Annotated in this window: 19 protein-coding genes and 3 tRNA genes; 11 read left to right on the top strand and 11 right to left on the bottom strand. The window is 54.3% G+C overall.

What is annotated here, in order from left to right:
- Positions 1–294: 294 nt before the first annotated feature.
- The 4 genes from HV157_RS19325 to syd all read right to left on the bottom strand — a co-directional run bounded on the left by HV157_RS19325 (position 295) and on the right by syd (position 3,047).
- Entirely contained in the window at positions 295–744 is a 450-nt protein-coding gene (locus HV157_RS19325; RefSeq protein WP_014171421.1) for a flavodoxin, read from the bottom strand.
- Positions 745–759: 15 nt separating this feature from the next.
- Positions 760–1,545, bottom strand: a complete 786-nt coding sequence (gene truC / locus HV157_RS19320; protein ID WP_014171422.1) for a tRNA pseudouridine(65) synthase TruC — start codon at positions 1,543–1,545, stop codon at positions 760–762.
- Positions 1,542–1,871 (bottom strand): YqcC family protein, encoded by a 330-nt coding sequence (locus HV157_RS19315; RefSeq protein WP_182268838.1) that lies wholly within the window; start codon positions 1,869–1,871, stop codon positions 1,542–1,544. The genes truC and HV157_RS19315 overlap by 4 nt, the downstream gene beginning before the upstream one ends.
- A 630-nt stretch (positions 1,872–2,501) precedes the next feature.
- Positions 2,502–3,047, bottom strand: coding sequence for a SecY-interacting protein (syd, locus tag HV157_RS19310; RefSeq protein ID WP_040018897.1), 546 nt, complete (start codon positions 3,045–3,047; stop codon positions 2,502–2,504).
- Between the two features lie 69 nt (positions 3,048–3,116).
- Between syd and queF the strand changes: the two genes are divergently transcribed.
- The 5 genes from queF to xni all read left to right on the top strand — a co-directional run bounded on the left by queF (position 3,117) and on the right by xni (position 9,551).
- Positions 3,117–3,959: an NADPH-dependent 7-cyano-7-deazaguanine reductase QueF gene (gene queF / locus HV157_RS19305; RefSeq protein WP_032680380.1), complete on the top strand. Its 843-nt coding sequence runs from the start codon at positions 3,117–3,119 to the stop codon at positions 3,957–3,959.
- Positions 3,960–4,075: 116 nt separating this feature from the next.
- A complete protein-coding gene (gene ppnN / locus HV157_RS19300) occupies positions 4,076–5,440 on the top strand; it encodes a nucleotide 5'-monophosphate nucleosidase PpnN (RefSeq protein WP_014171428.1) in 1,365 nt (454 codons plus the stop codon).
- Positions 5,441–5,954: 514 nt separating this feature from the next.
- Positions 5,955–7,250, top strand: a complete 1,296-nt coding sequence (locus tag HV157_RS19295) for an HAAAP family serine/threonine permease (protein WP_025203352.1) — start codon at positions 5,955–5,957, stop codon at positions 7,248–7,250.
- A gap of 65 nt (positions 7,251–7,315) precedes the next feature.
- Entirely contained in the window at positions 7,316–8,683 is a 1,368-nt protein-coding gene (locus HV157_RS19290; RefSeq protein ID WP_020883793.1) for an L-serine ammonia-lyase, read from the top strand.
- 112 nt (positions 8,684–8,795) lie between these two features.
- The gene (gene xni, locus HV157_RS19285; RefSeq protein WP_014171431.1) at positions 8,796–9,551 is read left to right on the top strand and encodes a flap endonuclease Xni; all 756 of its coding nucleotides are present in this window, start codon (positions 8,796–8,798) and stop codon (positions 9,549–9,551) included.
- Positions 9,552–9,608: 57 nt separating this feature from the next.
- On the opposite strand, the gene rlmM is transcribed toward xni, so the two are convergent.
- The 4 genes from rlmM to HV157_RS19265 form a co-directional block, all read right to left on the bottom strand.
- Entirely contained in the window at positions 9,609–10,709 is a 1,101-nt protein-coding gene (gene rlmM, locus HV157_RS19280) for a 23S rRNA (cytidine(2498)-2'-O)-methyltransferase RlmM (RefSeq protein ID WP_025203351.1), read from the bottom strand.
- Positions 10,702–11,097 carry a DUF423 domain-containing protein gene (locus HV157_RS19275; RefSeq protein ID WP_008499646.1) on the bottom strand — a complete coding sequence of 132 codons (396 nt, stop codon included), beginning with the start codon at positions 11,095–11,097 and terminating at the stop codon, positions 10,702–10,704. The genes rlmM and HV157_RS19275 overlap by 8 nt, the downstream gene beginning before the upstream one ends.
- A gap of 39 nt (positions 11,098–11,136) precedes the next feature.
- Complete coding sequence (gene gcvA / locus HV157_RS19270; RefSeq protein ID WP_014171433.1) at positions 11,137–12,054, bottom strand: glycine cleavage system transcriptional regulator GcvA; 918 nt, start codon at positions 12,052–12,054, stop codon at positions 11,137–11,139.
- 349 nt (positions 12,055–12,403) lie between these two features.
- Positions 12,404–12,631, bottom strand: a complete 228-nt coding sequence (locus tag HV157_RS19265) for a YgdI/YgdR family lipoprotein (protein ID WP_003862759.1) — start codon at positions 12,629–12,631, stop codon at positions 12,404–12,406.
- Positions 12,632–12,833: 202 nt separating this feature from the next.
- On the opposite strand from HV157_RS19265, the gene csdA reads away from it, so the two are divergent.
- Positions 12,834–14,039 (top strand): cysteine desulfurase CsdA, encoded by a 1,206-nt coding sequence (gene csdA, locus HV157_RS19260; protein WP_063925547.1) that lies wholly within the window; start codon positions 12,834–12,836, stop codon positions 14,037–14,039.
- Positions 14,039–14,485: a cysteine desulfurase sulfur acceptor subunit CsdE gene (gene csdE, locus HV157_RS19255; protein ID WP_014171435.1), complete on the top strand. Its 447-nt coding sequence runs from the start codon at positions 14,039–14,041 to the stop codon at positions 14,483–14,485. The genes csdA and csdE overlap by 1 nt, the downstream gene beginning before the upstream one ends.
- Here the strand turns inward: csdE and tcdA are convergent.
- The gene (gene tcdA / locus HV157_RS19250) at positions 14,476–15,282 is read right to left on the bottom strand and encodes a tRNA cyclic N6-threonylcarbamoyladenosine(37) synthase TcdA (protein WP_182268836.1); all 807 of its coding nucleotides are present in this window, start codon (positions 15,280–15,282) and stop codon (positions 14,476–14,478) included. The genes csdE and tcdA overlap by 10 nt on opposite strands.
- 76 nt (positions 15,283–15,358) lie before the next feature.
- Complete coding sequence (mltA, locus tag HV157_RS19245) at positions 15,359–16,456, bottom strand: murein transglycosylase A (protein WP_025203349.1); 1,098 nt, start codon at positions 16,454–16,456, stop codon at positions 15,359–15,361.
- A gap of 209 nt (positions 16,457–16,665) precedes the next feature.
- On the opposite strand from mltA, the gene HV157_RS19240 reads away from it, so the two are divergent.
- The 3 genes from HV157_RS19240 (at position 16,666) to HV157_RS19230 (ending at position 16,984) form a co-directional block, all read left to right on the top strand.
- Positions 16,666–16,742: transfer RNA gene (locus HV157_RS19240), tRNA-Met, on the top strand.
- A 44-nt stretch (positions 16,743–16,786) separates the two neighbouring features.
- Positions 16,787–16,863, top strand: a tRNA-Met gene (locus HV157_RS19235).
- Between the two features lie 44 nt (positions 16,864–16,907).
- Positions 16,908–16,984: transfer RNA gene (locus HV157_RS19230), tRNA-Met, on the top strand.
- An 87-nt stretch (positions 16,985–17,071) separates the two neighbouring features.
- Here HV157_RS19230 and amiC read toward each other — a convergent pair.
- Positions 17,072–18,325: an N-acetylmuramoyl-L-alanine amidase AmiC gene (gene amiC, locus HV157_RS19225; protein ID WP_020883787.1), complete on the bottom strand. Its 1,254-nt coding sequence runs from the start codon at positions 18,323–18,325 to the stop codon at positions 17,072–17,074.
- 227 nt (positions 18,326–18,552) lie between these two features.
- Here amiC and argA point away from each other — a divergent pair, with 227 nt between their 5' ends.
- Entirely contained in the window at positions 18,553–19,884 is a 1,332-nt protein-coding gene (argA, locus tag HV157_RS19220; protein ID WP_020883786.1) for an amino-acid N-acetyltransferase, read from the top strand.
- Positions 19,885–19,888 lie beyond the last annotated feature (4 nt).

Genomic DNA, 19,888 nt, shown 5'->3' with positions numbered 1-19,888 from the left:
TTTGGCAGTTTTGGTACGGCTTGATGCCGTTTTATAGTGCGCACTGCCTTTTTGATGACTGACCGGAAAAGTATAGGGAGAAGTGCCTCTGTCCCTCACCGTGCATGAACACAACATTGAGGGGTCAATGAGAAGTTGTTTGGGGCATAAGCCCAAAGCAGTGGAAGGTAGTTCACGGAATTCGCCGGAAGGCGGGAGAAAAGCAAAACGGTAACCGACGTTACCGTTTTGTGTTTGCGCTCGCGCCACGTGGGCGCGGGGCCCGGGTATGCGAAGGGCTGCCCGGCCAGAGGGTTATTTAAGCAGCGTTGCCCAGTGTTCAACCCACGGGTTCGATTCACTCTCTGGCTCAGGGTGTTCACCTGCATCAATCAGCAGCATCTCACCGACGCGTTGCGCGCTCTGTTCCTGCAAAAGCGCATCGAACTGCTTACCACCGCCGCAGAAATTGGCGTAAGAACTGTCGCCCAGAGCAATGATGCCGTAGTGAACATCCGGCTGATAGCCAAGCTGATCCTTGATTGCCTGGAAAAGCGGCACGATGCTGTCCGGCAGATCGCCCTGCCCGGTAGTGGAGGTAACCACCAGAATGTATTTATCTTTGTACTTTTCCCAGTCTGCCAGTTCCGGGTCTTCATAGACCGTGGCTTTATGGCCCTGACCTGCGAGTATCGCCTCAGCCTCTTCTGCTACCAGCAGCGAGTTGCCGTACATTGTGCCGACAAAAATGCCCACTTCAGCCATGATGTATTTCCTTGATTATTGCGCTTGCTGTTCATCCTGAACGTTGCCCGATACAAACTCAACCCTTTCATTTTCGGGGAGTTGCCCCAGCCAGCCAAACTGTGACAGCGCCTGCATCCAGACGTTGTCCAGCCCCGCATGGAGAGTAAGCGGTTCGCCGGTAAACGGGTGCGTCAGGCTCAGTTCACTGGCATGCAGCATCAGGCGGTCGCAGCCAAAATGTTCGGCAGCACTGCGGTTCTGGCGCAAATCGCCGTGCTTGCTGTCACCGATAATCGGATGACGCAGGTGTTTCAGGTGACGGCGGAGCTGGTGTTTGCGCCCGGTTTTGGGCAACAGCTCAACCAGACTGTAGCGGGTGGTCGGAAACTTGCTGGTTGCCACCGGCATTTCCGTGGTCGCCATGCCGCGGTAATCCGTCACGGCAGGCTGCGGGCCTTTGTCATCGCGGGCAAATTTATCGGCAATCTTGTCCAGCTCTTCCACCAGCGGATAATCGAGCGTGGCGCTCTCCGTCAGCCAGCCACGAACGATCGCGTGGTAGCGTTTCTGGATCTGGTGCTGTTCAAACTGCTGCGACAGCAGGCGGCCCGCTTCGCTGGAAAGCCCCATCAGCAACACACCGGAGGTTGGCCTGTCGAGACGATGAGCCGTAAAGACGTGCTGACCAATCTGGTCGCGCACGGTTTGCATCACCACCACTTTTTCATCGCGGTCCAGCCAGCTTCGGTGCACCAGCCAGCCAGACGGTTTGTTTACCGCGACCAGCCACTCATCCTGATAGAGGATCTCAAGCGTCATGCATCTTCACCGGCAAACACAGCATCCAGCTTTTCCAGCTCAATCAGCATGACATCGCGCGCAGGGTGGGTCGCGTCCAGCGCCATTTCATAATAAGGCGCAACAGCGAACGCCTGCGGCAGCAGGTGGCCGCCGTCGAGCAGCGCGTGCATGCGCGGAATTAATACCCACTGGAGCCATTCGAACGGTGCCAGCGTATCCAGACAGAACGGCTGAGAGCTTGCGAAGGCTTCTGGCTGCGGCGCGGTCTCCTGCCACAGCTGATGTTGGCGCAATAATGCCTCGATGGCGTGCAACCGGGCACGAACGCTATCGTGTTGCGTCATAGTAACCTCAACTGAAAAAGTGAACGGCGCGCAGCATAGCATTGCAGGAGACAGAAATAAAAAAAGGGAGCACTGTAAAAACAGTGCTCCCGGTTCGTTCCGCAGCAATCCAGCTACAATTCGTGCTCCCTGCTCATCCGTGACAACTTTTCCTGAAGCCCGAAGGCCTGGTCATCCTTCACCTTGTGCATCCTGCTCACATCGTCCTGATGTGTTTGTTTCATCCTGAAACGTCCTGGCCATCCTGACCCACCGACCATCATGACCGGCTCTCATTCTCCCTTCCTGGAGGTGTCCCTTACGCATCCTGCGCGATCCTTTTGCTTCATCCTGAAGCCTTCCTGCAGCGTCATCCTGACGTGTTCCTGGTGAGAAACGCCATCATCCTGATGTTCGTTTCTCGTGTCGGCATCCTGTCGACACAACTAGAATCCGCTATTCTGCTTCGTCTTACAACCCATGCTGGCAGCGCTGTAAGCCGTCCCGTGCCCCCCTGGACGCGGCGACACCTCATTAACATATTGAAAAATAGAGTAATGTTAATCTTAATTAAATAAGGCAATACTGAATGATCCAGCGATCTCTCACAACTCTGTAAGAGATCTCTCACACGTGCGATAGCATCGTGGATTACAGAAGTGGCTCAAGTCGGGTGAGGAATTCCGCAAGTGAGGGGGCGAGAGTCTCGCGATTGCGGGTACCGATGGTCTCTTTAACCACTTCACCAGACAGGTTGCAGACTGAGATAACGTCCAGTTCACTGTCCAGCGTGGCAATAAAGAGCGTCGGAGAAAGCTTAAGGCGTTTTTGCGTGACCAGATGACCAATCAGGTTTTCCTGAACACGCTGCAGATCGTCTTCACTCCAGGTCTGCAACAGCGTCAGCGTGATATCAGCAAATCGCGCAGGCATATCCCCTGCAAATTGCGTGGTATAAAACGCGTGAACCGCTGGTTGTACCACAATGTCCATTGCCCGTTCAACCGCATTTACATTTTGCTCACCCGTCGGGGATTGCGGTTGCCAGATAACGTAATCATCCGGAGAAGAGATAATACATGGCGAAGGTACACCATATAAGTCAGTGCTTTGCGGCCAAGTGCCGTGCGTTTCATGCCATGCATCGCAATAGCGGGTCGTGAAGGCAGTGAGGGCATTTGCAGTTTCGATGTCCACCGATTTCTCTCTTCTTGTAAGACAGGATAAACTCAGCCCATAAGTGTACCTGTAAAGTGGCTATGAAACATGTCTTACGAAAATCATCAGGCGTTAACGGGCTTAACGCTGGGTAAATCGACCGATTACCGCGACACCTACGATGCAAGCCTGCTGCAGGGCGTACCGCGCAGTCTGAATCGCGATCCTCTGGGCCTGCGCGCTGACGCGCTGCCGTTTGTTGGCGGTGATATCTGGACGCTCTACGAGCTTTCCTGGCTCAACGCCCGCGGTCTGCCGCAGGTCGCAGTGGGCCATGTTGAACTGGATTATGCCAGCCAGAACCTGGTGGAATCCAAAAGCTTTAAGCTCTATCTCAACAGCTTTAACCAGACCAAATTCGACAGTCAGGAAGAGGTTCAGCATACCCTGGAGCGGGATTTAAGCGCCTGCGCACAGGGCAAGGTGAGCGTGTCACTCTATCGTCTGAATGAGCTGGAAGGGCAGCCTGTTGCCCACTTCAACGGCACCTGCATCGACGATCAGGATATCGCAGTGGATAATTACGAATTCAGTACCGATTACCTCGAAAATGCGGCGAGCGGAAAGATCGTTGAAGAGACGCTGGTCAGTCATTTACTGAAATCCAACTGCCTGATCACCCATCAGCCGGACTGGGGATCCGTGCAGATCCAGTATCGCGGTCCGAAGATTGACCGGGAAAAACTGCTGCGCTACCTGGTGTCGTTCCGACATCACAACGAATTCCACGAGCAGTGCGTGGAGCGCATCTTTAATGATATTCAGCGTTTCTGTCATCCCGAAACGTTAAGCGTTTATGCGCGCTACACCCGCCGTGGTGGTCTGGATATCAATCCATGGCGCACCAACACGGACTTTGTGCCTGCCACCGGCCGTCTTGTACGCCAGTAACCTAAATATTTTCGCAATATGCGCGGTCTATTCCGCGCTTTAGGTTGTGAAACGTCGTAAGCCAGGGCTATTGTAATCAACAGGGAAAGACGATAATCGTCCCGTAAGGAGCTCACTTGATTACACATATTAGCCCTCTTGGCTCAATGGATATGTTGTCGCAGCTGGAAGTGGACATGCTTAAACGCACGGCCAGCAGCGATCTTTATCAATTGTTTCGTAACTGTTCACTTGCCGTACTGAACTCCGGAAGCCTGACCGACAACAGTAAAGAGCTGCTGTCCCGCTTCGAAAGCTTTGATATCAACGTGCTGCGCCGCGAGCGTGGCGTGAAACTTGAAGTGATCAACCCGCCGGAAGAGGCCTTTGTGGACGGGCGCATCATTCGCTCCCTTCAGGCCAACCTGTTTGCCGTGCTGCGTGACATCCTGTTTGTTAACGGGCAGATCCACAACGCAGGCCGCTTCCAGCATCTCGACCTGGAAAGCTCGGTACATATCACCAATCTGGTGTTCTCCATTTTACGTAACGCCCGCGCCCTGCACGTGGGCGAAGCCCCTAATATGGTCGTCTGCTGGGGTGGTCACTCGATTAACGAAACCGAATATCTCTATGCCCGTCGGGTGGGAAACCAGCTCGGCCTGCGTGAGCTGAATATCTGTACCGGCTGTGGTCCCGGGGCGATGGAAGCGCCAATGAAAGGCGCGGCAGTGGGACACGCTCAGCAGCGTTACAAAGAAGGGCGCTTTATCGGCATGACCGAGCCGTCGATCATCGCCGCTGAGCCACCTAACCCGCTGGTTAACGAACTGATTATTATGCCGGATATCGAGAAACGCCTTGAGGCGTTTGTCCGTATCGCCCACGGGATAATCATCTTCCCGGGCGGCGTGGGAACCGCAGAAGAGCTGCTCTACCTGCTGGGTATTCTGATGAACCCGGCTAACAAAGATCAGGTTCTGCCGTTGATCCTGACCGGGCCGAAAGAGAGCGCTGACTACTTCCGCGTACTGGACGAGTTTATCGTGCATACGCTGGGGGAAACCGCGCGTCGTCACTATCGCATCATCATTGACGATGCGGCAGAAGTGGCGCGTCAGATGAAAAAAGCGATGCCGCTGGTAAAAGAGAACCGTCGCGACACCGGAGATGCCTACAGCTTTAACTGGTCAATCCGCATCGCGCCGGACCTGCAGATCCCGTTCGAACCCTCGCACGAAAACATGGCCAACCTGAAACTGTACCCGGACCAGCCGGTAGAAGTCCTGGCAGCCGACCTGCGACGCGCCTTCTCCGGCATCGTGGCGGGTAACGTGAAAGAGATGGGTATCCGTGCTATCGAGAAGTATGGTCCGTATAAGATCCATGGCGATCGCGAAATGATGCGCCGCATGGATGACATGCTGCAGGGCTTTGTTGCCCAGCACCGCATGAAGCTACCCGGGTCGGCGTACATTCCTTGCTACGAAATCTGCACGTAACATTTTCACTCTCCTGATAAAAGCCGGGCCACGATGCTGTGGGGCCCGGCTTTTTTATTACCGAAACAACTCATAGATATTGCTTATACCTTTTACAAACTCCGATGCCACGCAAACGATTACCTCGTTTTTACAACCGTAAATTATCAGCCTTAAACTAAATTACCTGCCAGAAAATCCTAAAAACCCATTTCTTTACAGCGTAAGACACCTATCTTCGCGGGTGCTCTTTTAGCTCACATGTTGTTGATGGTAGCCTTCGCGCCCGTAAATCCTATTCGATGTTTTTTTAATAGATAAATGGTCTAAAGATGCCCACATCAAAAGTGGATTATTGCAATTGGGATCGGGATCACTGATAGATTCATAACGAGAATGTATCTTTCCGCCCGCCAATAGTTACGGGCGAAAATTATTAAAAAACCGTCACTGAACGAATTTCATATTACCGTCAGGCACTTTTTCATCGGATTTGACTACAAACCTGACAATTTGCTTCCTCCAGGAGATACAGATGGAAACCACTCAAACCAGCACCGTTGCTTCGATTGAATCCCGAAGTGGTTGGCGCAAATCAGATACCATGTGGATGCTTGGCCTTTACGGCACAGCTATCGGCGCTGGTGTATTGTTCCTTCCTATTAACGCAGGCGTCGGCGGTCTGATTCCGCTGATCATCATGGCTATCATTGCCTTCCCGATGACCTACTTTGCGCACCGCGGCCTGACCCGCTTCGTGCTGTCCGGTAAAAATCCTGGCGAAGACATTACTGAAGTCGTTGAAGAACATTTTGGCGTGGGCGCAGGTAAACTGATTACCCTGCTCTACTTCTTCGCGATTTACCCCATTTTGCTGGTTTACAGCGTTGCAATCACTAACACCGTTGAAAGCTTCATGCTGCACCAGCTGCACATGACGCCACCACCGCGTGCCATTCTGTCTCTGATCCTGATTGTGGGCATGATGACCATTGTCCGTTTCGGTGAGCAGATGATCGTGAAAGCGATGAGCATCCTGGTGTTCCCGTTTGTGGCTGCACTGATGGTACTGGCGCTGTATCTGATTCCACAGTGGCACGGTGCCGCGCTGGAAACGCTCTCCCTGAGCAGCGCATCTGCAACCGGTAACGGCCTGCTGATGACCCTGTGGCTGGCGATCCCGGTGATGGTATTCTCCTTTAACCACTCACCGATCATCTCCTCCTTCGCCGTGGCGAAGCGTGAAGAGTACGGCGACGGTGCAGAGAAGAAGTGCTCCAGCATCCTGGCGCGTGCGCACATCATGATGGTGCTGACCGTTATGTTCTTCGTCTTCAGCTGTGTACTGAGCCTCTCCCCGGCGGATCTGGCGGCAGCGAAAGAGCAGAACATCACCATTCTGTCTTACCTGGCGAACCACTTTAACGCACCGGTCATCGCGTGGATGGCACCTATCATCGCGATCATCGCCATTACCAAATCCTTCCTCGGCCACTACCTGGGCGCACGTGAAGGCTTCAACGGTATGGTGATTAAATCTCTGCGCGGTAAAGGTAAGAGCATTGAAGTCAACAAACTGAACAAGATGACCGCGCTGTTCATGCTGGTCACCACCTGGGCAGTTGCCACGCTGAACCCAAGCATCCTGGGCATGATTGAAACCCTGGGCGGCCCGGTTATCGCGATGATTCTGTTCCTGATGCCGATGTACGCGATTCAGAAAGTACCTGCCATGCGCAAGTACAGCGGTCAGATGAGCAATATCTTCGTGGTTATCATGGGGCTTATCGCTATCTCCGCAATCTTCTACTCCCTGTACACCATGTTCTGATTATCACCCGCGCCGTCTCAGGACGGCGCACTCCTCCCCCTCTGACTGAAAGCAATGGACGCATCATGATTAGCGTATTCGATATTTTCAAAATCGGTATTGGTCCTTCCAGCTCTCACACCGTCGGACCAATGAAAGCCGGTAAGCAGTTCACGGATGACTTGATTGCGCGCGGCATTTTGCACGACGTAACCCGCGTGGTTGTCGATGTGTACGGCTCTCTCTCCCTGACAGGTAAGGGCCACCATACCGATATCGCCATTATCATGGGCCTGGCAGGAAACCTGCCGGATACCGTTGATATTGATGCGATCCCTGGTTTCATCCAGGACGTCAATACCCACGGTCGCCTGCTGCTGGCAAATGGCGAACATGAAGTGGAATTCCCGGTTGATCATTGCATGAATTTCCATGCAGACAACCTGTCACTGCACGAAAACGGAATGCGTATTACCGCTCTGGCAGGTGACAAAGCGGTATACAGCCAGACTTACTACTCTATCGGCGGCGGGTTTATCGTCGACGAAGACCACTTTGGTGAAACCAGCACATCTTCCGTTGACGTGCCTTATCCGTACAAAACCGCGGCGGATCTTCAGCGTCACTGCCAGGAAACGGGGCTCTCCCTTTCCGGCCTGATGATGAAAAACGAGCTGGCCCTGCACAGCAAAGCGGAACTGGAGCAGCACTTCACCAGCGTCTGGGAAGTCATGCGCGGCGGTATCGAACGCGGGATCACTACCGAAGGCGTTCTGCCCGGTAAGCTTCGCGTACCACGCCGTGCGGCAGCGCTGCGTCGGATGCTCGTGAGCACCGACAAAACGACCACGGACCCTATGGCGGTCGTTGACTGGATCAATATGTTCGCGCTGGCGGTAAACGAAGAGAACGCTGCGGGTGGCCGCGTGGTGACAGCACCGACTAACGGCGCCTGCGGTATCGTTCCGGCAGTACTGGCGTACTACGACAAGTTTATCCGCGAAGTGAACGCCAACTCGCTGGCACGCTACCTGCTGGTCGCCAGTGCGATTGGTTCACTGTACAAGATGAACGCCTCTATTTCCGGTGCAGAAGTAGGCTGTCAGGGTGAAGTTGGCGTCGCCTGCTCCATGGCTGCGGCGGGTCTGGCAGAACTGCTGGGCGCAAGCCCGACACAGGTCTGTATTGCGGCTGAAATCGGCATGGAACATAACCTGGGACTGACCTGCGACCCGGTTGCCGGACAGGTACAGGTGCCTTGCATCGAGCGTAACGCCATCGCCTCCGTGAAGGCGGTCAACGCCGCACGTATGGCGCTGCGTCGGACCAGTGAACCGCGCGTTTGCCTCGATAAAGTTATCGAAACCATGTACGAAACAGGTAAAGATATGAACGCCAAATACCGCGAAACATCTCGCGGCGGCCTGGCGATGAAGATCGTGACCTGCGATTAAGCCTTTCAGGAAGCCTCGTTTTGCGAGGCTTCTTCCTGTTTTCCCCACCGCACATAGTTTCCCACCGCTGACAATGTTACCCTTCCCCCATTAAACAGAAGGGAGATTATCTGTGGCTGTTCATTTGCTTATCGTCGATGCGCTCAACCTCATTCGCCGGATCCATGCGGTGCAAGGTACGCCCTGTAAGGACACGTGTCTGCACGCGCTGGAGCAACTTATCCGCCATAGCGAACCGACCCATGTGGTTGCCGTTTTTGATGACGAAGCGCGTAACAGCGGCTGGCGACACCAGCGCCTTCCCGACTACAAGGCCGGGCGCGCACCAATGCCTGACGATTTGCATGCCGAAATGCCGGCCATTCGCGCCGCCTTTGAACAGCGCGGCGTTCCCTGCTGGGGAGCCCATGGCAATGAAGCCGATGATCTGGCTGCCACGTTAGCCGTCAAGGTCGCGAGCGCCGGACATCAGGCCACCATCGTCTCAACCGATAAAGGCTACTGCCAGCTGCTTTCGCCCACCGTCCGCATTCGCGATTACTTCCAGAAGCGCTGGCTTGATGCCCCCTTTATCGCCAGTGAGTTTGGCGTCTCGCCGGAACAACTTCCTGACTACTGGGGGCTGGCCGGAATAAGTAGCTCGAAGGTTCCGGGAGTGGCAGGCATCGGGCCGAAGAGTGCCGCCCAACTGCTGACGGATTTTCAGAGTCTGGAAGGGATTTACGCCAGGCTGGACGAGGTCCCGGAAAAATGGCGCAAAAAGCTGGAGGCGCATAAAGAGATGGCCTTTATCTGCCGGGATGTGGCGACGTTACAGACGGATTTACAGCTGGACGGGAACTTGCAGCAGTTGCGCTTAGAACGTTAAATCGTTTTCAGATGAATCGCCCGGCAAGCAAAACGCCACCGGGCAATGTAACGCGTATTATCGCTCGTCGCGACGTCCGCCGACAGCAGCCCACCAGCGACGAATATGCACCGTCACTTCTTCGCGGTCGTGATACAGCTGGCGCGCCTGAATCTCCACGTTAATGCCGTGCTCATCCATTTGCGCCTGGATATAGGCCAGGTTTTGCGAGACTTCCTCATAGCGCTTTTTCATCGGCAGCTTGAGGTTAAAGATAGTCTCACGGCACCAGCCGTTCACCAGCCAGGAGGCCATCAGCGCGGCCACTTTTGCCGGCTTCTCAACCATATCGCACACCATCCAGGAGATGTTGTTGCGGGTGGGACGATAGCGGAAACCATCTTCACGCAGCCAGGTGACCTGTCCGGTATCCATCAGGCTCTGGGCCATCGGGCCGTTATCAACCGAAGAGACCCACATGTTGCGTTTCACCAGTTGATAGGTCCAGCCGCCCGGACACGCGCCGAGATCGACCGCGTACATGCCGTTCGCCAGACGCTCATCCCACTCATCAGCCGGGATAAACACGTGGAACGCCTCTTCCAGCTTCAGGGTAGAACGGCTTGGCGCATCTGAAGGGAATTTCAGACGCGGAATGCCCATGAAGAAGGGAGAGTTGTTATTGGTGTAGGAGTAACCCGTGTAGCAGCAGCCAGGGGCGATAAAGAATATATGCACCACCGGACGTTTTGGCGTTTCGTAGTTTGTCAGCACGCCTGCGTCACGCAGTGCAGCGCGCAGCGGTACGGTGAACTTACGGCAGAACTTCATCAGCTCTTTGCTTTCGTTGGTATCCGCGACTTCAACACGCAGCTCGCCACCCTTTTCCACGACCCCCTGCAGCATACCCACAACCGGCGTGATGCGGTCTTCCGGCGGAAGATCTTTTAGCAGTTCACCGGCAACAAACATCTGGCGAGCGAAAATCAGTGAGCTGAACGGCAGCTCACGCGCGAGTTTATCCGCATCCTCAGGCTGATAGCACTCGAATACGACGTAGCCGGCATTATCTTTAACGCGTGCAAAGCCAAAGACTTCGCGCTTCGCCGCTTTATCAGTAATTTCCGCGGCGCACTCTTTCTCAAACCCCGGGCGACAATATAAAACAACCTTATTCATGAACAACGCCCTTGCGTTTCAGACGGATGGCTCCGATAAACATTAATACCCAACCTGCCAGGAAGCTGACGCCGCCGACAGGTGTAACAAACGCCCACAGGCGTAAATGCGAAAGCGCCAGGCAGTACAGACTACCGCTGAACAACACGGTGCCTAACGCCAGGAATACGCTGCTCCAGTAAAACCAGATGCTGATGCGGCGCTGCATTGCCACCGCCAGCCCAAAAATCGCCAGCGTGTGGAATGCCTGGTATTCAAGGCCGGTCTGGATCCAGCCCATTTCTACCGCCCCCAACGACTTGCTTAATACATGTGCGCCAAAGGCGCCCAGTGCAACAAAAATAAAGCCACTCACCGCGGCAAAAATCAGCATGAATCGGCTGGTCATGTTTAAATCCTAAAGTGATGCGTGCCCGGCACACAAAAGTTACTGTTCATACCTGAAGCGGAATTTTTCTTGCTCACTCGCCGCTTTCGCCAGAATCCACTGTCGGAAAGCGGCTATTTTACCCAGTTCTGCCTGACTGTCATGACAAACCAGATAAAACGCGTTCTTGCTGACCAGCACATCATTAAATGGACAAACCAGACGGCCTGCCTCAATTTCGGACTGCGCCATGACGTTATTCGCCAACGCCACGCCTTGCCCGTGAATGGCAGCCTGTAACACCATTGCGCTGTGGCTAAAAATGGGGCCCTGCTGCACGTTTATATGATTAAGACCTAATTGACGGGTATAAGTTTGCCAGTCACGGCGAGAAGCATCATGTAAAAGCGTATGTCGTGCCAGGTCAGCGGGGGTCTTCAGCGCCTTTTCGCCCGTTAAGAGCAGCGGTGAACAGACCGGCAGCAGATATTCTGCGTATAATTTTTCCACACGCAAGCCTGGCCAGTTACCGCGGCCATAAAAAATGGCGACGTCCACATCATCGGCCAGCTTGTCTTCCTGACGGTCCACCGCCTGGATTCGAACGTCGATTCCCGGATAAGCTGAGTTAAAGCTTGTGAGTCTTGGCACCAGCCACTGAATGGCAAAACTGGGTAATAAACTTACCGTCAGCGCGCCTTTTGCACTGCGGGCCTGCAGCTTGCGCGTGGCTTCCGTGAGCTGGGAAAAAATCTCTTTAATATCCTGAAAATAGCTCTGCCCCTCTTCGGTCAACAGTAATGAACGGTTGCGCCGACGGAACAGCTTAAGGCCCAGGAAATCCTCCAGAGACTTGATTTGGTGACTTACTGCGGCCTGTGTCACAAAAAGCTCATCGGCTGCGCGCGTGAAACTCAGGTGACGTGCTGCTGCATCAAAAACACGTAATGCATTTAGGGGTGGCAATCGCTTCGACATGGTTATCTGGCTTAGATGTTAACGAGATTTAACAAACAGGAAACAATGTTTAACCTATTAGTTTTTTTTATCTGAGCCATTATAATTTGTCCGTTGAGGAACTACCAGCAAATACCTATAGTGGCGGCACTTCCTGAGCCGGAACGAAGAGCTTTTTTCGGAATGCGTGTTCTGAAGGGCTTTTGGCTTACGGTTGTGATGTTGTGTTGTTGTGTTTGCAATTGGTCTGCGATTCAGACCACGGTAGCAACGCTACCAATTTTTCACTTCCTGTACATTTACCCTGTCTGTCCATAGTGATTAATGTAGCACCGCCAATTTGCGGTGCTTTTTTTTCGCCTGCGATCGATTAATGCTCGATTTCTTTCATTTCCTTCACGTCAGTGCGATTAATCTGCTGCTTGTTCCCGTTCGCATCTTTATACGAAATCATACCGGTGTCGTTATCGGTTGTCGGTTTCCCTTCAGAGACGATAGAACGGCCATCGTTAGTATGCATTACGTAGTTGTTACCGGAACAGGCGCTCAGGGCAAAGGTCAACGCACAGGCAGAAATAATGGCGGCTGTCTTTTTCATGCTTATTCTCCTTTAGCAATTAATGCTATTCAAACATCGATTTATAACAGGCTTAAACATTCACCTAACCTTATTTAGCATAACCTGCTTTTTCAGAGTCGCCAGGATAAGTGAGGATTAGCAGACAAATCTGATAGATATCAACCTTCTTGCCCTGCCGATGAAATTGCGCGACGATCTCACTATTGAGATGAGGAATTCCATGAACGCTTTCAGTCCCGCGCAGTTTCGCGCACAGTTCCCGGCGCTGGCCGATGCCGGTATTTATCTTGATAGCGCTGCCACCGCCCTTAAGCCTCAGGCAGTCATTGAGGCGACGCAGCAGTTCTACAGCCTGAGCGCCGGGAACGTGCACCGTAGCCAGTTTGCCGAAGCACAGCGATTAACCGCGCGCTATGAAGCCGCGCGCGATCAGGTCGCACGCCTGATCAACGCCGAAAGCGGGAAAAACATCGTCTGGACGCGAGGCACAACTGAAGCCATTAACATGGTGGCCCAGTGCTATGCGCGCCCGCGGCTAAAGCCCGGCGATGAAATTATTGTCAGCGAGGCAGAACACCACGCCAACCTGGTTCCGTGGCTGATGGTGGCTGAGCAAACGGGCGCGCGCATTGTGAAACTGCCGCTGGGTGCAGATCTTCTGCCAGACGTAGCGCGCTTATCTGAGCTCATTACCCCCCGCAGCCGCATTCTGGCTCTTGGACAAATGTCGAACGTCACAGGGGGTTGCCCGGATCTGGCTCTGGCCATCGACGTGGCCCACGCTAACGACATGGTGGTGATGGTCGACGGTGCCCAGGGCGTGGTGCATTTCCCCGCTGATGTACAAAAGCTGGATATTGATTTTTATGCCTTCTCAGGACATAAGCTGTACGGCCCAACCGGGATCGGGGTGCTGTACGGAAAACCGGCCCTGCTGGCGCAAATGACGCCGTGGCTTGGGGGAGGCAAAATGATCACCGAGGTGTCCTTTGAGGGCTTTAAAACTCAGGATGTTCCTTACCGTCTGGAAGCCGGAACGCCGAACGTCGCAGGCGTCATCGGCCTCAGCGCCGCGCTTGAATGGCTGGCTGAAACAGATATCGCTCAGGCAGAACGCTGGAGCCGGGGTCTGGCGACGCTTGCAGAAGAAGCGCTGCAGAAACGTCCGGGTTTTCGATCGTTCCGCGTGCAGGACTCAAGCCTGCTGGCCTTTGATTTTGCCGGCGTTCATCATAGCGATATGGTTACGCTGCTTGCCGGGTATGGCATTGCCCTGCGTGCCGGCCAGCACTGCGCGCAACCATTACTGGCCGCATTGGGTGTTAGCGGTACGCTGCGTGCATCGTTTGCGCCGTATAATACGCAAAGCGATGTGGATGCGTTGGTTGATGCCGTTGACCGCGCCCTTGAAATACTGGTGGATTAATGACGAGTTCAGCCTTAGCCGAACATCCGTTTGGCACGGTTATCACAGAAGAGACCTTAAAACAGACTTTTGCCCCGCTATTGCAATGGGAAGACAAATATCGCCAGCTGATCCTGCTCGGCAAGCAGTTGCCGGCGCTGTCAGACGAACGCAAAGCGCAGGCGAAAGAGATTTCCGGCTGCGAGAACCGCGTCTGGCTGGGATGCACGGTATCCGGTGAAAAACTGCATTTCTTTGGCGACAGCGAAGGACGTATCGTTCGCGGGCTGCTGGCGGTACTGTTAACCGCCGTGGAAGGGAAAAGCGCGGCGGAGCTGCTGACGCACTCGCCGCTGGCATTGTTCGATGAACTGGGGCTACGGGCGCAGCTCAGCGCCTCGCGCGGTCAGGGCCTGGTCGCACTCAGTGAGGCGGTACAGGATGCCGCGCGTCAGGCTCAGGCCTGACGTTCCGCCTTCGCCATCATTTTCTTCAGGGCGTGAGAGACGGCTACAAAGCCGAAAGAGGCGGTCACCATGGTGGCCGCGCCAAAGCCTGAGGCGCAATCCATCCTTTTTGGCCCTTCCGCCGTGCTTTTCATCGCACACACCGAACCGTCAGCCTGCGGGTAGACCAGGGCTTCAGTCGAAAAGACACAGTCAACGCCCAGCTTGCCTTTGCTGTTTTTCACGACGTTAAAATCGCTTTTTAAGCGCTCGCGCAGCTTGGCCGCCAGCGGGTCCTGAATCGTCTTTGCCAAATCGGCCACCTGAATCTGCGTGGGATCGATTTGCCCGCCAGCCCCCCCGGTGGTAACCAGAGGAACCTTGTAACGCCGACAGTAGGCAATCAACGCCGCTTTTGGACGCACGCTGTCAATCGCGTCGATGACATAGCTGTAGCCTTTACTCATGTATTCGGCGACGTTATCTGCCGTCACAAAGTCATCGATCACCGTCACGCGGCATTCCGGGTTAATCAGGCAAATACGCTCCGCCATCACCTCAGATTTCGCCAGCCCGACGTTATCGCGCAGGGCATGGATTTGACGGTTGGTGTTGGTGACGCAAACGTCATCCATATCAATCAGCGTGATCGCGCCAATGCCGGTTCTCGCCAGCGCTTCCGCCGCCCAGGAGCCAACACCGCCAATCCCCACGACGCAGACATGCGCATCCGCAAACAGCTGCAGGGCTTTTTCACCATATAGACGTGCCGTGCCGCCAAAACGCTGACGCCAGGCATCGCTGATTACTACAGACATAAAACCTCAGATGTCAAAAGGGTGAGGTTATTCCTCACCCTTCTCTGTTAATTCAGTACGACTCAGAATACCACAATCAGCCGCTGAATACGTTACCGCTGCCAGGGGCTGCCTTGAGCACCCATACGCGCCCATAGTGGTTATACCAGCCTGCACGGTGCCCCGCATCCGGTCCAATGCCCTGATAAATATCGAAGTGCTGACCTTTAATCGCACCGCCGACATCCAGCGCGACCATTAGACGTAGCTCGTACTGACCGTTAAATTTGCCGTTGTTATCCAGCAGAGGCACTTCCGCCAGCAGCGTGGTACCCGCAGGAATAATAGAACGATCCGAAGCTACCGAGGCGCGGCCAATCAGTGGAACGGCACTTGCCCCTTTCACTGGCGCAAAGTTTTGCGGTTTAAAGAAGACAAACGACGGGTTCTGTTCCAGCAGCTCACGCACTTCGGCTTCGCTGTGTTTTTCACCCCACTCGCGGATCGCCTGCATCGACATGTCTTCTTTTTTCACTTCGCCTCTGTCGATCAGCACTTTACCAATGCTGCGATAGGCATGACCGTTTTTACCGGAGTAACTGAAGAAGTTCAGGGGGGAGCCATCGCCAAAGTCGATATAGCCGCTGCCCTGAACATCCATGATGAAGTTGTCCATCAGCGAGTTGCTGTAGGCCAGAACGTAGTTTTCGCTCAGCGCACCGGAGTAGATCTCAGCGCGGGACGGCAGACGACCGCGTTTAGGCGGCATTCGGTAAATGGGATACTGGAACTCGCCCTGACGCGTGTGTCGCGCCTGGATAACCGGGGTGTAGTAACCGGTAAACTGGACGTTGCCATAGTTATCCGCCCCTTCCATCTGCCAGGCGTCGATACCAAACTGGCGCATATTGCGCGTATCACCGCCCGCGCGTAGCCAGTCCTGTACCGCGTTATAAACGCTACTCTGTGAGCCATACAGACGTGGCGACGCGTTGCGGATCTGGTAAACCTGCTCGGAAAAGTCTCCGGCGTTGATCGGTGCGCCAACGGCATCAGGTTGATTAACTAAAGAGAAAGGCTGGGATAGCTTCCCGTCTTTATACTGTTGACCGCGATCGGTCGGTTTAGAAGAGCAGGCCGCAAGAATGGCTACCATTGCCCCTGTCATTAGATACTTCGCCCAACGTCCTTTCATTATATCTCGTCTTAAAGTTGCCCATTACCGCGTGATGAAGATAACAAACCCACTGTTCTAAAGAAACGGAATCACATGCCCTTTGGCAAATTCTGAGCAAAAAATAGTCCAAATATCGCAACGCCGTTCAATTTACATACAAAGTTAATGATTTATGTGAAAAAGGGGTTGCATCACAAACCTAACCGAGTATAGTGCGCTTCCACGGACGCGGGGTGGAGCAGCCTGGTAGCTCGTCGGGCTCATAACCCGAAGGTCGTCGGTTCAAATCCGGCCCCCGCAACCAATTAAAATTTGATGAAGTATCTTCTACGACAGTAGGAAGACGGACGCGGGGTGGAGCAGCCTGGTAGCTCGTCGGGCTCATAACCCGAAGGTCGTCGGTTCAAATCCGGCCCCCGCAACCAATCAAATTTGAAGAAGTAAGTTTCTACAAGAGTAGAAAGACGGACGCGGGGTGGAGCAGCCTGGTAGCTCGTCGGGCTCATAACCCGAAGGTCGTCGGTTCAAATCCGGCCCCCGCAACCAACACTTCTAAAACAATAAACACCCTTTAGGGTGTTTTTTTGTATCTGCGGTGTGTGAAACTGCCGGGCGTTTACCCGGCGCACTCAACTACCCAAGCCTTGCCAGCGTCGCCCCATCTGAGAAATACGCCCGGATCCCTGCCAGAATCGACTCTGCCACTTCCTGCTGGAATTTTGCCGTCCTGAGCTTACGCTCCTCTTCCACGTTACTGATAAACGCGGTCTCGACCAGAATCGACGGAATATCCGGGGCCTTCAGCACCGCGAACCCGGCCTGTTCAACGCTGTTTTTGTGCAGCTTATTAACATTGCCTAGCTTGCCCAGCACCGCTTTACCAAATTTCAGGCTGTCGGTGATGGTCAGCGACTGCACCATATCAAACATGGTGTGGTCGACATAGCGGTCGCCACTTTTGCTCACGCCGCCAATCAGGTCCGAGGCGTTCTGAGAGTCAGCCAGGAATCTTGCGGCGGTGCTGGTTGCCCCTTTAGTCGAGAGCGCAAACACCGACGAACCGCTCGGCTGGCGGCTGGTAAACGCATCGGCATGAATTGAGACGAACAAGTCTGCACGCTGCTTCTGGGCTTTTGCCACGCGGACTTTCAGTGGAATAAAGACATCTTCGTTTCGCGTCATATAGGCGCGCATATTGCCTTCTTTATCGATCAGCGCCTTCAGCCGGCGGGCGATTTGCAGCACCACATCTTTTTCCCGGGTACGATATTTCCCCACTGCGCCCGAGTCTTCGCCGCCATGGCCAGGATCCAGCATGATCACAATCGGGCGATCGCGCCCTGCTTTTCCGGGCTGCGGACCGCTCTGGGCCGGTGGCACCTGCTTCTCCAGGTTGCCCTGGTTGTAGTCTTCCAGTAATGCCAGCAGCGGATCCTGAATATCCGTCGCATTCGCCGGGTAGAGATCCATGACCAGACGCTCTTTAAACGTCGCAACAGGTGCCAGGGCAAACAGCTGCGGTTTAACGTTTTGCTTCAGCTCAAACACCATGCGCACGGTTTGCGGATCAAACTGACCCACGCGCGCCGATTTGATAAACGGATCGTCGCCGCGGATCTGCGCCGCCATTCCCTTAAGCACAGAGTTGAGGTTAACACCTTCGAGATCCACCACCACACGCTCAGGATTGCTGAGGGCAAATTGCTTATATTTCAGCACCCGATTGGATTCTACCGTGACACGTGTATAGGTCGACGACGGCCAGACGCGCACCGCCACCACCTGACTGGTGGCGGCAAGACCCACCTGGCTGACGCTAAGCAACCACATCGCCCCTGCCCCTTTTAACAACCGGCGGCGGCTTATTGCTGAATTGGATCCCGACATGCTTCTCCCGAGCAAGAAAAGTGACTGATTTACAAAATCGCTAAATTGACCGAAAACTTTAACGAATGACGCATAAACTGTCATCTATAAAAGGGTAAACATTCATACGCTAACGCACGGATTACTTATCAATTTCTGTGGGTCGCAGAAAATTTAGGCTTGCACACACGGCCACAATCGAATAAAAATACAGAAATTACGAATAAACATTCATTAAGGGTTGTGTCATGGTGAAGGAACGTAGAACCGAACTGGTCCAGGGATTCCGCCATTCTGTTCCCTATATCAACGCCCATCGGGGAAAAACGTTTGTCATCATGCTCGGCGGCGAAGCCATTGAGCATGAAAACTTTTCCAGCATCGTCAATGACATTGGCCTGCTGCACAGCCTCGGGATCCGCCTGGTTGTGGTGTATGGCGCGCGCCCGCAGATTGATGCCAACCTGGCCGCGCATCACCACGAGCCGATTTACCATAAACATACCCGCGTCACGGATGCGAAAACCCTTGAGCTGGTGAAACAGGCGGCGGGTCTGCTGCAGCTGGATATCACCGCTCGCCTGTCGATGAGCCTTAACAACACACCGCTGCAGGGCGCGCACATCAACGTTGTGAGCGGCAATTTTATCATCGCTCAGCCTCTCGGCGTGGACGATGGCGTGGACTATTGCCATAGCGGACGTATTCGTCGTATCGATGAAGAGGCCATTCACCGCCAGTTGGACAGCGGTGCCATCGTGCTGATGGGGCCTGTAGCAGTGTCCGTGACCGGTGAAAGCTTTAACCTCACCTCAGAAGAGATTGCCACTCAGTTGGCCATCAAGCTGAAGGCGGAGAAAATGATTGGGTTTTGCTCTTCCCAGGGCGTCGTGAATGATGAAGGGGTGATTGTGCCAGAGCTCTTCCCGAATGAGGCCCAGGCTCGCGTGGAAGCGCTGGAAGCCGAAGGGGATTACCACTCGGGTACCGTGCGTTTTTTGCGCGGTGCCGTGAAGGCCTGCCGCAGCGGCGTGCGTCGTAGCCACCTGATCAGCTATCAGGAAGACGGTGCCCTGCTGCAGGAACTGTTCTCCCGCGATGGTATCGGCACCCAGATTGTGATGGAGAGCGCGGAGCAGATCCGTCGCGCCACCATCAATGATATCGGCGGAATTCTGGAGCTGATTCGCCCACTGGAACAGCAGGGCATTCTGGTTCGGCGCTCCCGCGAACAGCTGGAGATGGAGATCGACAAATTCACCATTATTCAGCGCGATAACCTGACCATTGCCTGCGCCGCTCTCTACCCGTTCCCGGAAGAGCAGATCGGAGAAATGGCCTGCGTGGCGGTGCATCCTGACTACCGGAGCTCTTCACGGGGTGAAATGCTGCTTGAGCGCGTGGCGGCTCAGGCGCGTCAGATGGGGCTGAACAAGCTGTTCGTGCTGACTACGCGCAGCATTCACTGGTTCCAGGAGCGCGGATTTACACCGGTGGACATTGAATCACTGCCGGAGAGTAAGAAAGAGATGTACAACTATCAGCGCCGGTCAAAAGTGCTGATGGCCGATCTGGGATAATACG

This window comes from Enterobacter sp. RHBSTW-00318, assembly GCF_014101375.1.
GTDB lineage: Bacteria > Pseudomonadota > Gammaproteobacteria > Enterobacterales > Enterobacteriaceae > Enterobacter > Enterobacter ludwigii.
This window is presented reverse-complemented; position numbering and strand designations above follow the sequence as displayed.

Excerpts from the sequence above, each read along its gene's own strand:
- HV157_RS19315 (WP_182268838.1), bottom strand. The coding sequence starts at position 1,871 with ATGACGCAACACGATAGCGTTCGTGCCCGGTTGCACGCCATCGAGGCA.
- tcdA (WP_182268836.1), bottom strand. The coding sequence starts at position 15,282 with ATGTCTGTAGTAATCAGCGATGCCTGGCGTCAGCGTTTTGGCGGCACG.
- csdA (WP_063925547.1), top strand. The coding sequence starts at position 12,834 with ATGAACGCTTTCAGTCCCGCGCAGTTTCGCGCACAGTTCCCGGCGCTG.
- csdE (WP_014171435.1), top strand. The coding sequence starts at position 14,039 with ATGACGAGTTCAGCCTTAGCCGAACATCCGTTTGGCACGGTTATCACA.
- HV157_RS19295 (WP_025203352.1), top strand. The coding sequence starts at position 5,955 with ATGGAAACCACTCAAACCAGCACCGTTGCTTCGATTGAATCCCGAAGT.
- HV157_RS19325 (WP_014171421.1), bottom strand. The coding sequence starts at position 744 with ATGGCTGAAGTGGGCATTTTTGTCGGCACAATGTACGGCAACTCGCTG.
- HV157_RS19265 (WP_003862759.1), bottom strand. The coding sequence starts at position 12,631 with ATGAAAAAGACAGCCGCCATTATTTCTGCCTGTGCGTTGACCTTTGCC.
- truC (WP_014171422.1), bottom strand. The coding sequence starts at position 1,545 with ATGACGCTTGAGATCCTCTATCAGGATGAGTGGCTGGTCGCGGTAAAC.
- amiC (WP_020883787.1), bottom strand. The coding sequence starts at position 18,325 with ATGTCGGGATCCAATTCAGCAATAAGCCGCCGCCGGTTGTTAAAAGGG.
- HV157_RS19290 (WP_020883793.1), top strand. The coding sequence starts at position 7,316 with ATGATTAGCGTATTCGATATTTTCAAAATCGGTATTGGTCCTTCCAGC.
- mltA (WP_025203349.1), bottom strand. The coding sequence starts at position 16,456 with ATGAAAGGACGTTGGGCGAAGTATCTAATGACAGGGGCAATGGTAGCC.
- argA (WP_020883786.1), top strand. The coding sequence starts at position 18,553 with ATGGTGAAGGAACGTAGAACCGAACTGGTCCAGGGATTCCGCCATTCT.
- gcvA (WP_014171433.1), bottom strand. The coding sequence starts at position 12,054 with ATGTCGAAGCGATTGCCACCCCTAAATGCATTACGTGTTTTTGATGCA.
- queF (WP_032680380.1), top strand. The coding sequence starts at position 3,117 with ATGTCTTACGAAAATCATCAGGCGTTAACGGGCTTAACGCTGGGTAAA.
- HV157_RS19275 (WP_008499646.1), bottom strand. The coding sequence starts at position 11,097 with ATGACCAGCCGATTCATGCTGATTTTTGCCGCGGTGAGTGGCTTTATT.
- rlmM (WP_025203351.1), bottom strand. The coding sequence starts at position 10,709 with ATGAATAAGGTTGTTTTATATTGTCGCCCGGGGTTTGAGAAAGAGTGC.